Genomic DNA, 11,969 nt, shown 5'->3' on the forward strand with positions numbered 1-11,969 from the left:
ACGCTTCCTCCCCACACTCGGTCACCCTCATGCAGTTGCGCTTCGCTTCGTTCGCTGTGATCAACTCACGGGAGGACTTGCACCTCCAAGAGTGCGCCCGTGCCGGGCGCACAGTAAAAAGCCCCGCGTGCGGGGCTTGGCGCAGGAGCACAGGTGCTCAGGCTGCGGCGCGTGCGCGCGGCAGGGCCAGCGGCGCCAGGGTGTCGCGCAGGCGGTCGCGCGCCGGGGCGGCGGGGTTCAGCGCCTCTTCCACATGGCCGATATGGTCCAGCATGCGGCTGCGCGCGAGCTCGCAGTCGCCGGCCTCCAGGGCCTGGACGATGGCCTCGTGCTCGGCGCAGGACTCGCCGGCGTCGTGCGCCGACTGGTACAGCGTGGCGGCCAGCGTGGTGCGCGCCGTGAGGTCGCGCAGCACGTCGGACAGGGCGCGCTGGCCCATGGCCTCGGCCAGGCAGACATGGAAGTCGGCAAGCAGGAAGGTGCGCGTGGCCGCGTCGGCCTGGGCGATCGCCTGCTGCTCCTGCTCGATGTGGCTGCGCAGGCGCCGGATCACGGCCTGCAGGGGCCGGCCGGCCTCGGCCAGGATGCCGGACTCGATGATGCGGCGCGCGGAAAAGGCGTCGCGCGCCTCCTCCACCGAGGGCTCCACGACGTACCAGCCCTTGCGCGAGCGCACCTCGACGAAGCCGCGCGCCTGCAGCTGCATCAGCGCCTCGCGCACCAGGGTGCGGCTCACGCCGAACAGCTCGGCCAGCTCCTGCTCGCCCAGGCGCTCGCCGGGGGCGAGCTTCTGGGCCAGGATGGCCTCTACCACCTGTTGCGCGATCTGGGTCTGGTTGGACGGCGTGGACATGGCTGCGATCTTAGCGGGCCTGCACGGCGACGGCCACGACCGGCTCTTCCTCTTCGATGTCGAGCACCTCGTGCGGCTCGCCGTTGAGCACGGCATGGGCGCGTTCGCGGTCGATGTCGCCCTCCCAGGCGGCCACGGCCACGGTGGCCACGCAGTTGCCGATCAGGTTGCCCAGGGCGCGGGCGATGCCCATGAACCAGTCGACCGAGAGCACCAGCACCAGGCCGATGGCGGGAATCGCGGGGATGGCCTGCAGCGTGGCGGCCAGCACCACGATCGCCGAGCCCGGCACGCCGTGCGCGCCCTTGGAGGTGACCAGCGAGATCGCCAGGATGGTCAGCAGGTCGGTCATCGTGATCGGCGTGTTGGTGGCCTGGGCGATGAACACGGCCGCCAGCGTGATGTAGATCGAGAAGGCGTCGAGGTTGAACGAGTAGCCGGTGGGGATCACCAGGCCCACGGTGGAGTCGCGCACGCCCATGTGCTTGAGCTTGGCCATGATCTGCGGCAGCACGCTGTCCGACGAGGTGGTGGCGAACACCACGGCCAGCTCCTCGCGCAGGTAGCGCAGCAGCTTGAACAGGCTGAAGCCCGACAGGCGCATGATGGTGCCCAGCACCACCACGACGAAGATCGCCACGGCGGCGTAGAACAGCACCACCAGCATGCCCAGCTGCTTGAGCGAGCCTATGCCGTACTTGCCCACGGTGAAGGCGATCGCGCCGAGCACGCCGAAAGGCGCCAGCTTGATGATGATGCCCATGGTCTTGAACAGCACGTGCGACAGCGTGTCGATGAAGTTCGAGACCGGCGCGCCGCGCTCGCCCAGCAGGGCCAGGGCGCAGCCGAACAGCACGGCGAACAGCAGCACCTGCAGCACGTCGCCGGTGGCGAAGGCGCTGACCACGGTGGTCGGGATCAGCTTCATCAGGAACTCCACCGTGCCGCCGCCGGTCAGCTTGCTGGCGTTCTCGGCGTAGGCGCCCATGGCCTTGGCATCCAGCATCTTGGGGTCCACGTTCATGCCCACGCCGGGCTCGAACACGAAGGCCAGCAGCAGGCCCAGGCCCAGCGCGACGGTGGTGACCAGCTCGAAGTAGATCAGCGACTTGACGCCGACGCGGCCGACGCGCTTGAGGTCGCCGGCGCCGGCGATGCCGTGCACCACCACGCAGAACACCAGCACCGGGATGATCATCTTGATCAGCTTGATGAAGGCGTCGCCGAGCGGCTTGAGCTTGACGGCGGTCTCGGGCCAGACCATGCCGACGGCGACGCCGAGCAGCAGGGCCAGGACCACCTGGCCGAACAGGGACTTGAAAAACTTGGGCATGTAGGTCTCCATAGGGGTTGTCTGCAAGACCACATTTGCCTGTCAATCTTGCATACAAGCAATGTAGGCAAAATCCCCGAGGATTGCCTGAGGGTTATCACCAGGGATTCGGCACCCCAGGTAAAAACTGTTATCGGATTCTGTGGGGCAAAGTCACTGCCCCGGGCCAGGCAGGTGCGCTCAGGTGAGCAGGGCCTTGACCAGGTCCAGGTGACGGTCGGGCCGGTCCTGGCCGAACTGCAGGCTGTTCTCTATGCGCTGTAGGTGCTCCATCATCTGGGCCACGGCGGCCTCGGCGTCGCCGCTGCGGCACACGCGCAGGAAGTCCGCGTGCTCGTCGGACGAGCAATGCGGGTCGTTGGAAGAGTGGTAGAGCATGGAGATCAGAGAGCAGCGCGCCGCCAGCTCGCGCACCAGCTCGGCCAGCGTCTGGTTGCCCGCGGCCCTTGCCAGCTCGACGTGGAAGTCGCCCAGCAGCTTCTCGCGCACCGTGCCGGTGGTGGTCGTGGCCTGCAGCGCCTGGCGCTCGAAGCGGATGTGCTGCTCCAGCAGCTGGTAGTCGCGCGGCTTGGCGCGCGCCACGAACAGGCGCACCACCTCGGTCTCGAGGATGCGCCGCACGGCGAACACCTCGCGCGCCTCCTCCACGCTGGGCTTGCTGACGAAGGCGCCCTTGTCGGGAATCATCTCGATCAGCTTGTCCTTGGACAGGGTCAGCAGCGCGGCGCGCACCTTGGTGCGGCTGACCTTGTAGACGCGCCCCAGGGCCTCCTCGCGCAGCCAGGTGCCGGGCGGCAGGCGCTTCTCGATGATGGCGGTGGCGATGTCGTGCGCGATGTCCTCGATCGAGCTGCCGTTCTCCACCGCCACGGCCAGTTCGGGCGGGGCGGCGATGTCGACGGGGGTTTTTCTGGGGCGGGCCATGGGGAAATTCTAGGCGCTTGCTGCGCCTGGCCGTCGCTTACTGCAGCTGCAGCGCCTCCAGGCTGAAGCCGGTCAGCAGTCCCAGCATGGGCTTGGCCAGGGGCTGGGCGAGCTCGCCGCGCTTGCTCGTCTTGAGGCCGAGCGCCACCAGGGACTCGACCAGGCGCGTGGCCGCGGCCACGCCGTCGACCACCGGCACGCCCAAGGTTTCGGAGATCGCGTCGCAGAGGTCGGCCATGCCGGCGCAGCCCAGCACGATCACGTCCGAGCCGTCCTGCTCGAGCGCGCGCCGGCATTCGGCGACGATGCGCTCGCGCGCGGCCGAGCCCGGCTGCTCGAGTTCGAGCACCGGCAGCTCGCAGGCGCGCACCTTGGCGCAAAAGCGCGCCATGCCGTAGGCCTCGGCCAGGTGCCAGGCCTGGCCCACGGTGCGCTCCAGTGTGGTGACCACGCTGAAGCGGCTGCCCACCATGCTGGCCAGGTGCATCGCGGCCTCGGCGATGCCGACCACGGGGCCGCGCGCGAGCTCGCGCGCCGCCTTGAGGCCGGGGTCGCCGAAGCAGGCGATCACGTAGCCGTCCACGCCCTCGCGCTCGCCGCGCGCGATCTCCTGCAGCAGGCCGGGCACGGCCAGGGCCTCGTCGTAATGGCTTTCTATGGACACCGGACCCATGGCCGGGCTGACGGCCAGGATCTCGGTGCCGGCACCCGCCGCGGCGCGCGCGCTGGCGCCGATCTTGGCGGTCATGCTCTGGGTGGTGTTGGGGTTGATGATCTTGATGCGCATGGCAGTGGGGGCATTGGAGAAACAGGGAAGGGGCCCGCCGCGCGGGCCCCGGTGCGTTCAGCGCCGGTTCTTGTTCAGCAGGGCGTAGGCCACGAAGCCCACGGCCGTGCCGATGAACCAGGCATAGTTGGCGGCGCCGTGCAGGGTGGGGACGAAGACGCAGAGCATGGGCACCAGGGCGCCCGGCACCATGGCCCAGACCGCCTTGCGGTTGTAGCCGTTGGTGTACCAGTAGGCGCCGCGCGGGTCCATGCTGTAGAGCGCGTCCACGTCCACATGCTGCTTGCGCACCAGGTAGTAGTCGGCGATCAGGATGCCGAACAGCGGGCCGATGAAGGAGCCCAGCACGTCCAGCGTGTAGTGGATGACCTCGGGGTTGTTGTAGAGGTTCCAGGGCGTGATGAAGATCGAGCCCACAGCCGCGATCATGCCGCCGGTGCGCCAGCTGATGTGCTGGGGCGCGACGTTGGAGAAGTCGAAGGCCGGCGAGACGAAGTTGGCCACGATGTTGATGCCTATGGTGGCGACCATGAAGGTCAGCGCGCCCAGCACGACGGCGGTGGTGCTGTCGATCTTGCTCACGGTGTGCACCGGGTCGGTGATCAGCTCGCCGAACACCGGCAGCGTGGCGGCGGTGGTGATCACGGTCAGCAGCGAGAAGAACAGGAAGTTGACCGGCAGGCCCCAGAAGTTGCCCTTCTTGACCGCGTCGAATTTCTTGGCGTAGCGCGAGAAGTCGCCGAAGTTCAGCATGGGGCCGCTGAAGTAGCTGACCACCAGGGCGATCGCCGACAGCATCACCGGCACCGCGTCCCAGCCCTCGAACTTGACACCGCCCAGGTTCATGTTGATGTTGCTCCAGCCGGCCTTCCAGACCAGCCAGCCGCACAGCAGGCCCATCACCACGTAGACCGCGGGGCCGGCCCAGTCGATGAACTTGCGGATCGACTCCATGCCGTGCCAGAACACGATGGCCTGCAGCACCCACATCACCATGAAGGCCACCCAGCCCAGCGTGGACAGGCCGGCGAAGCCGTGCTGCGCCACGTCGGCGTAGGGCGCCCAATGCGGGAAGAAGTGCAGGGCCACGACCATGAAGGCGGCCGAGGCCAGGTAGGTCTGGATGCCGTACCAGGCGACCGCGATCAGGCCGCGGATGATGGCCGGGATGTTGGCGCCCAGCACGCCGAACGAGGCGCGGCAGATCACCGGGTAGGGCGTGCCCGTCATCTGGCTGGGCTTGGCCACCAGGTTGCAGAAGAACTGCACGATGCAGATGCCGACCAGCAGGGCCACCAGCACCTGCCAGCTCGACAGGCCCAGCGCGAACAGGCTGCCGGCCGTGATGTAGCCGCCCACGCTGTGCACGTCGGACATCCAGAACGCGAAGATGTTGTACTGGCCCCAGGTCTGGTGGCGAAGCGGGGCGAGGTCTTCGTTGGTCAGGCGCGGGTGGTAGCCGGGCTTGATCAGGGCGTGCGAGGGCGCGTGGCCCGTCGCCGGATTCTCCGGCAGGGCGGGGGCGCCCAGGGTGGCTGCGTTGGTCATAAGGTCTCCTGGTCTGCGATTGAGGCTTGGACGAAAGCCCGGAGGAGGGTTTTCGCTGGCTTTTTCCCGCGGCGTTGCGGGATACGTTATTTGTATACAAAAAACGCGTGCAATCAAGTACCGGTGGTGCGATTTCGATGAGGGTTTTCCCGGGTTGCCTCGGCGCGGCGGGGCGCGCGCAGGCTCAAGAAAGCCCGGCCGACACGAGGGTCGGCCGGGCGGGAGAGCGGGCAGGGCCGGTCGGCCCCGGGTCAGGCCTTGGCGCGCGCCATCAGCTGCGCCGTGCTGGCCTTGCGGTCGGCATGCCCTTCTGCTGGGCCCATGTATCGCACCTCGCACCGCGGCAGGCGGTGCCCGGCGGGGGCTCATACCGTGGCGGTCGGCATTCGCCGACTGCGCTGCGATGCTCGCACCGGGGTCGCGCCGCAGAACTCGCTGCGTTCGCTGCGCTCACTTCGCTCAAACAGCAGCGGCGAGTCAGATCACGATGCGCGCTGCGCGCGCCGACCCCGGCGCTGCGCTTTTAGCTCCGGCTCACATGTGCTTCGCACATATGACCCTACGCTGCAACTGCGTTGTCGCCGCCACAGAAATCGCCCCCGCCGGGCACCGCCTGCCGCGGCGAAGTGACAAAGTGGCGCTCGCTGCCGGTGGCGCGCCAACATCGTCTCTGCAAAGGCGTGTGCGGGCAGGCTGCAGCGCGCCTTGAGGGCGCCGAGAAGCGCAGGGCTGGCGGCCGCGCGCGCAGCGCGCTTCGTGAACTGACTCGTCGCGCTTGTTTGAGCGGCGTGAGCGAAGCGAACAAAGCGAGTTGCGCGACGGGCCGTCAGAGCGAGCATCGCAGGGGAGTCGACGCAGGGCGTCGACCGCCCTCATTGAAGCGCTGCGGCCTGCCCGCGCACGCCTTTGCCGCGCGCTGCTGCGAGAGCCTTACCTCCTGCAGCGATGCGCGGAAGGAGCTATTGCGCTCCCCGCCGGAGGGACCGTCAGCCCAGCAGATCGCGCAGCGTGCGCGCGATCACCTTGGTGGCGCGGCGCAGGTCCTCGAGGTCCAGGCGCTCGTCGGCGCGCTTGGCGTGCGACTCGAGCACGGTGCGCGGGCCGGCGCCGTAGATCACGCCGGGGATGCCGCGCTCGGCGTACAGGCGCACGTCGGTGTAGAGCGGCGTGCCCATGGCGGGGATGGGCTCGCCGAACAGGGTCTCGCCATGCTTCTGGATGGCCTGGACCAGGGGCTGGTTGCCGGGCAGGGGCTTCATCGAATTGGCCAGCAGCATGCGCCGGATCTCGACCTGGATCTGGGCGTCCGCCGGCCTGCCGCGGTTGAAGCCGGCCACGGCCGCGGCGATGACCTCGCGCAGGCTGGCCTCGACCTCGGCCGGGTTCTCCTCGGGGATCATGCGGCGGTCGAGCTTGAACACCACCTTGCCGGGCACCACGTTGGTGTTGGTGCCACCCTCGATCTGGCCCACGTTGAGGTAGGGGTGCTTGATGCCCTCGACCTTGGAGCTGAGCTGCTGGTAGAGCTGGTTCTGCGCGTAGAGGGCATTGAGGACTTGCACCGCGCCCTGCAGCGCGTCGACGCCGGTGTCGGGGATGGCGGCATGGGCCATCTTGCCGTTCACCGTGACCTCCATCTGCAGGCAGCCGTTGTGCGCCGTCACCACTTGGTAGCTGAAGCCGGCCGCGATCATCAGGTCGGGCTTGGTCAGGCCCTGCGCTAGCAGCCAGCCCGGGCCCATGAGGCCGCCGAACTCCTCGTCGTAGGTGAAGTGCAGCTCCACGCCGCCCTTGAGCGGCGCGCCCAGCGACTCGAGCGCGCGCAGCGCGAAGGTGAAGGTCGCGAAGTCGCACTTGCTGACGGCCGCGGCGCGGCCGTAGAGCTTGCCGTCCACGATCTCGGCGCCGTAGGGGTCATGCGTCCAGCCCTCGCCGGGCGGCACCACGTCGCCGTGGGCGTTCAGCGCCACGGTGCGGCCGCCGTCGCCGTAGCGCCGGCGCACGATCAGGTTGGTGATGCTCTCGAGGCCCTGGGCCTCAACCTCGGCCTGCGGCACGGCATGGCGCTCGGCCTGCAGGCCGAAGCCCTGCAGCAACTCGGCCGTGCGCTCGGCATGCGGCGCGTTGTTGCCGGGCGGGGTGTCGGTGGGAACGCGGATCAGTTCCTGCAGAAAGCGCACCTCCTCGTCGAAGTGCGCGTCTATCCATTGGTCGAGTCGGTCGTGGTCGCTCATGGCTGTTCCGTGGCAAGTTGGTCCAGAAGAAGGGAGAAGGCGTCTATCGCCAGTTGCATGTCGTCGCTGGTGCTGCTCTCCAGCGGGTTGTGGCTGATGCCGGCGTTCTCGCCGCGCACGAACAGCATGGCCTGGGGCATGATCTCGTGCAGCTTCATCGCGTCGTGGCCGGCGCCGCTGGGCATGCGGTACAGCGGCACGCCCAGGGCCTGCACGGCGCGCTCCCAGCGCGCCTGCCAGGCCGGTGCGCTAGGTGCGGCGGCGGCGCACATGGTTTCCTCCAGGCGGTGGTGCAGGCCGCGGCGCTCGCAGATCGCGGCGAGCTCGGCCAGCACGTCGCGCGCCAGCGCGTCGCGCTGCGCGTCGGTGGGCGCGCGCATGTCCAGCGAGAACTGGCAGCGTCCCGGCACCACGTTGATCGAGCCATTGGGCACCTGCAGCTGGCCCACGGTGGCGACCGAGTCGCCGTCCTGCGCCGCGCGCCGCTCGGCGTACAGCACCAGCTCGGCCACGGCGGCGGCGGCGTCGCGGCGCCGGTCCATGGGCGTGGTGCCGGCGTGGCTGGCCATGCCGATCACCTCGCCCAGGTAGCGCACGCTGCCGTTGATCGAGCTCACGATGCCCAGCGGCAGGTTGAGCTCGTTGAGCACCGGTCCCTGCTCGATGTGGACCTCGACGAAGCCGAGGTAGCGCGCCGGGTCGCGCTGCAGCTTGGGGATGTCGGCGATGCACAGGCCCGCGTGCTGCATGGCCTCGCGCATGGTGACGCCGTCGGCGTCCTGCTGGTCCAGCCACTCGGGCTGGAAATGGCCGGTCAGCGCGCCCGAGCCCAGGAAGGTGGCCTTGTAGCGCTGGCCTTCCTCCTCGGCGAAGCCCACGACCTCGATGCCGAAGGGCAGGCGCCGGCCCTGGCGCGAGAGCTCGCGCACGCAGGCCATGGGCACGAAGATGCCCAGGCGCCCGTCGTACTTGCCGCCGTTGCGCACCGTGTCGTAATGCGAGCCTGTAAGCAGCCAGCGGGCCCCCACGCTTGTCGCTTCGCGTACTGCGCTGCCCCCCGAGGGGGCCGTGCCTTGCTCGGGGCGGCCCGTCGCGGCGGCGATGGCCCCCGGCTGGGCCGCATGGTAGCGGCCCACCACGTTGCCGACCGCGTCGATCTCGACCTCGTCGAAGCCGCAGTCGCGCATCCAGTGGCTGATGCGCTGGGCGCAGGCGCGGTGCGCGTCGGTCAGGTAGGTGACGGTGAGCTCGCCGCGCTCGGCGTAGCCCGGGTCGCTGTGCTGGGCCAGCCTCTCGTGCCAGTCCCAGCAGTCGTTGCCCAGGCCGGGCTCGACGCCGAACTTGTCGTTCAGGCGCAGCTCGACCACGCGGTGGATGTTGCGCAGGCATTCCTGCAGCTCGAAATCCGGGTGGTTGTCCAGACGGCGCTCGAAGGCCTCGATGATCTGCTGCTTGGAGAGGCCCGCGCCGCGCGGCCCGCGCACGGCCAGGATGAAGGGCCAGCCGAACTTGGCGTTGTAGTCGGCGTTCAGGCGCTGGATCGTGGCGAACTCCTCGGGCGTGCAGTCGGTCAGGCCGGCCTTGGTCTGCTCGTTGGTCGATTCGGCGGTCAGCGTCTTGCTGACCATGGCCTTGCCGGCCAGCTCGGGGTGGGCGCGGATCAGGCCGATCTGCGCCTCGCGCCCGGCCTCCTCGAGCACGCGCGTCATCGCGTGCTTGAGCTGGGCCAGCGAGTGGAAGGGGCGCTGCGCCAGCGCGCGCTCGGCGATCCATGGCGAGTGCTCGTACAGGCCGTCGAGCAGCTGGGCGGCCTGCTCGGGCGTGGCGGCGTTGACTTGTTCCAGGGTGATGGGCATGGCGGGCCTCAGGCGGTGAAGGGGTGGGTCTGCTTCCAGTGGCGCGCGATCTCGATGCGGCGGCAGATCCAGACGCGGTCGTGCTTGGCGATATGGTCGAGGAAGCGCTGCAGCGCCACGATGCGGCCGGGGCGGCCGAGCAGGCGGCAGTGCATGCCTATGCTCATCATCTTGGGTGCCTCGTCGCCCTCGGCGTAGAGCGCGTCGAAGCTGTCCTTCATGTACTGGAAGAAGGGGTCGGCGTGCGAGTAGCCCTGGGGCAGGGCGAAGCGCATGTCGTTGCAGTCCAGCGTGTAGGGCACGATGAGCTGGGGCACGACCTCGCCGTCGGTCTTCCTGACCTTCATCCAGAACGGCAGGTCGTCGCCGTAGTAGTCGCTGTCGTACTCGAAGCCGCCGTAGTCGGCGACCAGGCGGCGCGTGTTGGGGCTGTCGCGGCCGGTGTACCAGCCCAGGGCGCGCTCGCCGGTCAGCTGCTCGATCGCTTCCATCCCGAGGCGCATGTGCTCGCGCTCGGTGGCCTCGTCCAGGTTCTGGTAGTGGATCCAGCGCCAGCCGTGGCAGGCGATCTCGTGGCCCAGTTCCTTGAACGCAGCGGTGAGCTCGGGATGGCGCTGCAGCGCCATGCCGACGCCGAACACCGTCAGCGGCAGGCCGCGCTGCTCGAACTCGCGCAGCAGGCGCCACACGCCCGCGCGCGAGCCGTACTCGTAGATGCCCTCCATGCTGATGTGGCGCCCGGGGTAGCTGGCCGGGTTGAACATCTCGGAGAGGAATTGCTCGGAGCCGGCGTCGCCGTGCAGGGTGGCGTTCTCGCCGCCCTCCTCGTAGTTGAGCACGAACTGCACGGCGATGCGGGCATTGCCGGGCCAGCGCGCGTGCGGCGGATTGCGGCCGTAGCCGACCAGGTCGCGCGGGTAGGGCAGGGTGGCGTCGTAGATGGCTTGAGTCATGACAGGGCGAGGGAAATGTCGTGGGAGGGAAGCTTGCGGTCGAAGGTCAGGCTGGCCTCGACATGGGTCAGGTGCTCGTTCATCAGGCGCACGGCCAGCGCCTCGTCGCGCGCGGCCAGGGCGGCCACGATCGCGTCATGCTCTTCGCTCGAGTGCTGGGCCGCGACCTGGCTCTGGTACATCAGCGTGATCAGGGCGCAGCGCGAGATCAGCTCGCCCAGCATCTGGGCCAGCACCTCGTTGCCCATCAGCTCGGCCATGCGCACGTGGAAGTCGCCCAGCAGCTCGGTGCGGCCCGGCACGTCCTCGCGCTCGACGGCGAGCTTTTCCTCGGCCACGTGGGCCTTGAGGGCCTTGAGCTTGGGCGCAGTGACCTCGCGCACGAAGGCGCGCACCATCTCGGTCTCGAGCATGCGGCGCACGGCGAACACCTGGCGCGCCTCTTGGACCGAGGGGGCCGCGACGAAGGCGCCGCGTGCCGGCTCGAGCCGGATCAGGCGGTTCTGCGAAAGCTGGAACAGGGCCTGGCGCACCAGGGTGCGCGAGACGCCGAAATGGTCAGCCAGCTTCTGCTCGGCCAGCTTGGCGCCGGGCAGCAGCCGGTGCTCGACGATGGCCCGGGTCAGGGCCTCGACGATGGTATGGGTGGTGGATGTCTCCATGCAGGAATCATAGTCCGAACTTCGAAAAGTGTATACACTTTTGAAGACAGTTATGGTTTCTACCTAGGTGCGATGGGGCGCAGCATCGCTTGGGCGAACGCCAGCAGCGCCGACCCGCTCAAGCGGTGGCGCGGTGCATGACGCAGCGGGAAGGGGATGGGGTCGGCGAGGCGCGCAGGCGCGGGATCAGTCCTGGCCCTCGGTCAGCGTGTCGAGCTGGAAGCGCCCGCTCTTGTGCCACAGCCAGGTGTCGGTGTAGGTCACGCGGCCCAGGCGGGCCGGGGCGGGGAAGGGCGAGGCCTGGCGCACGGTGCGCTCGATCTCGGCCATGACCTCGGGCGCGTGGCGCGGCGCGCGCATCCAGCGCGTGGCCTGCACCCGGCCCTGGGGGTCCAGATCCACCTGCAGCACGCCCACGGCGTAGAGCAGCGGCGGCAGGCGGCCCTTGTAGATGCGTTGGGCGTTGAGCCCGTAGAGGTGGCCGGCGGCGTCGCGCCGGTACTCGCGCGCCGACGCGGCGGCGGATTGGCGGCCCGGCGGGGCCGCGGCGGCGGGTGCCGGCGTCGGCTCTGCCGGGGCGGCGGGTGCGGCCGGGGCCGGCGCTTCGGGGCGGCTCACGCAGCCCGCCACGAGGGCGGCGGCGCCGGCTGCGGCGGCGGCCAGCATCAACTCACGGCGCTGGCGGTTCTGGATGGGGAGGGGGGCGGGGCGTTGCATGAGGACTCCTGGGGTCCGGCGGTATCCGTGTCTCTGTATCGGGCGTATGCGAATCGTGGCAGCTTGGCCGCTCTCGTTCGGAGCATACTTTGCCCGAAATTC

Annotated in this window: 10 protein-coding genes; all 10 read right to left on the reverse strand. The window is 69.2% G+C overall.

Features of this window, described 5'->3' with window-relative positions:
• Positions 1–157 precede the first annotated feature (157 nt).
• The 10 genes from FFS10_RS08170 to FFS10_RS08215 all read right to left on the reverse strand — a co-directional run bounded on the left by FFS10_RS08170 (position 158) and on the right by FFS10_RS08215 (position 11,867).
• Positions 158–853 (reverse strand): GntR family transcriptional regulator, encoded by a 696-nt coding sequence (locus FFS10_RS08170; RefSeq protein WP_137893410.1) that lies wholly within the window; start codon positions 851–853, stop codon positions 158–160.
• A 10-nt stretch (positions 854–863) separates the two neighbouring features.
• Positions 864–2,186 carry a C4-dicarboxylate transporter DctA gene (locus tag FFS10_RS08175; protein WP_137893412.1) on the reverse strand — a complete coding sequence of 441 codons (1,323 nt, stop codon included), beginning with the start codon at positions 2,184–2,186 and terminating at the stop codon, positions 864–866.
• 180 nt (positions 2,187–2,366) lie between these two features.
• Positions 2,367–3,110: a GntR family transcriptional regulator gene (locus tag FFS10_RS08180; RefSeq protein WP_137893414.1), complete on the reverse strand. Its 744-nt coding sequence runs from the start codon at positions 3,108–3,110 to the stop codon at positions 2,367–2,369.
• A 37-nt stretch (positions 3,111–3,147) separates the two neighbouring features.
• Complete coding sequence (locus FFS10_RS08185) at positions 3,148–3,897, reverse strand: aspartate/glutamate racemase family protein (RefSeq protein ID WP_137893416.1); 750 nt, start codon at positions 3,895–3,897, stop codon at positions 3,148–3,150.
• 57 nt (positions 3,898–3,954) lie between these two features.
• The gene (locus tag FFS10_RS08190) at positions 3,955–5,445 is read right to left on the reverse strand and encodes an NCS1 family nucleobase:cation symporter-1 (RefSeq protein WP_137893418.1); all 1,491 of its coding nucleotides are present in this window, start codon (positions 5,443–5,445) and stop codon (positions 3,955–3,957) included.
• A 986-nt stretch (positions 5,446–6,431) separates the two neighbouring features.
• Positions 6,432–7,679 (reverse strand): M20 family metallopeptidase, encoded by a 1,248-nt coding sequence (locus FFS10_RS08195; RefSeq protein ID WP_137893420.1) that lies wholly within the window; start codon positions 7,677–7,679, stop codon positions 6,432–6,434.
• Positions 7,676–9,535: a 2-oxo-4-hydroxy-4-carboxy-5-ureidoimidazoline decarboxylase gene (uraD, locus tag FFS10_RS08200; protein ID WP_137893422.1), complete on the reverse strand. Its 1,860-nt coding sequence runs from the start codon at positions 9,533–9,535 to the stop codon at positions 7,676–7,678. Before uraD ends, FFS10_RS08195 begins: the two co-directional genes overlap by 4 nt.
• An 8-nt stretch (positions 9,536–9,543) precedes the next feature.
• Positions 9,544–10,488, reverse strand: a complete 945-nt coding sequence (gene puuE / locus FFS10_RS08205) for an allantoinase PuuE (RefSeq protein WP_137893424.1) — start codon at positions 10,486–10,488, stop codon at positions 9,544–9,546.
• A complete protein-coding gene (locus FFS10_RS08210; protein ID WP_137893426.1) occupies positions 10,485–11,150 on the reverse strand; it encodes a GntR family transcriptional regulator in 666 nt (221 codons plus the stop codon). Before FFS10_RS08210 ends, puuE begins: the two co-directional genes overlap by 4 nt.
• A 186-nt stretch (positions 11,151–11,336) precedes the next feature.
• The gene (locus FFS10_RS08215; protein WP_502702710.1) at positions 11,337–11,867 is read right to left on the reverse strand and encodes a hypothetical protein; all 531 of its coding nucleotides are present in this window, start codon (positions 11,865–11,867) and stop codon (positions 11,337–11,339) included.
• Between the last annotated feature and the right edge of the window lie 102 nt (positions 11,868–11,969).

Source organism: Ramlibacter sp. 2FC (genome assembly GCF_005503345.1).
Lineage (GTDB): Bacteria > Pseudomonadota > Gammaproteobacteria > Burkholderiales > Burkholderiaceae_C > SCMQ01.

Coding starts and splice junctions, on each gene's coding strand:
- FFS10_RS08170 (WP_137893410.1), bottom strand. CDS start 853: ATGTCCACGCCGTCCAACCAGACCCAGATCGCGCAACAGGTGGTAGAG.
- FFS10_RS08175 (WP_137893412.1), bottom strand. CDS start 2,186: ATGCCCAAGTTTTTCAAGTCCCTGTTCGGCCAGGTGGTCCTGGCCCTG.
- FFS10_RS08180 (WP_137893414.1), bottom strand. CDS start 3,110: ATGGCCCGCCCCAGAAAAACCCCCGTCGACATCGCCGCCCCGCCCGAA.
- FFS10_RS08185 (WP_137893416.1), bottom strand. CDS start 3,897: ATGCGCATCAAGATCATCAACCCCAACACCACCCAGAGCATGACCGCC.
- FFS10_RS08190 (WP_137893418.1), bottom strand. CDS start 5,445: ATGACCAACGCAGCCACCCTGGGCGCCCCCGCCCTGCCGGAGAATCCG.
- FFS10_RS08195 (WP_137893420.1), bottom strand. CDS start 7,679: ATGAGCGACCACGACCGACTCGACCAATGGATAGACGCGCACTTCGAC.
- uraD (WP_137893422.1), bottom strand. CDS start 9,535: ATGCCCATCACCCTGGAACAAGTCAACGCCGCCACGCCCGAGCAGGCC.
- puuE (WP_137893424.1), bottom strand. CDS start 10,488: ATGACTCAAGCCATCTACGACGCCACCCTGCCCTACCCGCGCGACCTG.
- FFS10_RS08210 (WP_137893426.1), bottom strand. CDS start 11,150: ATGGAGACATCCACCACCCATACCATCGTCGAGGCCCTGACCCGGGCC.
- FFS10_RS08215 (WP_502702710.1), bottom strand. CDS start 11,867: ATGCAACGCCCCGCCCCCCTCCCCATCCAGAACCGCCAGCGCCGTGAG.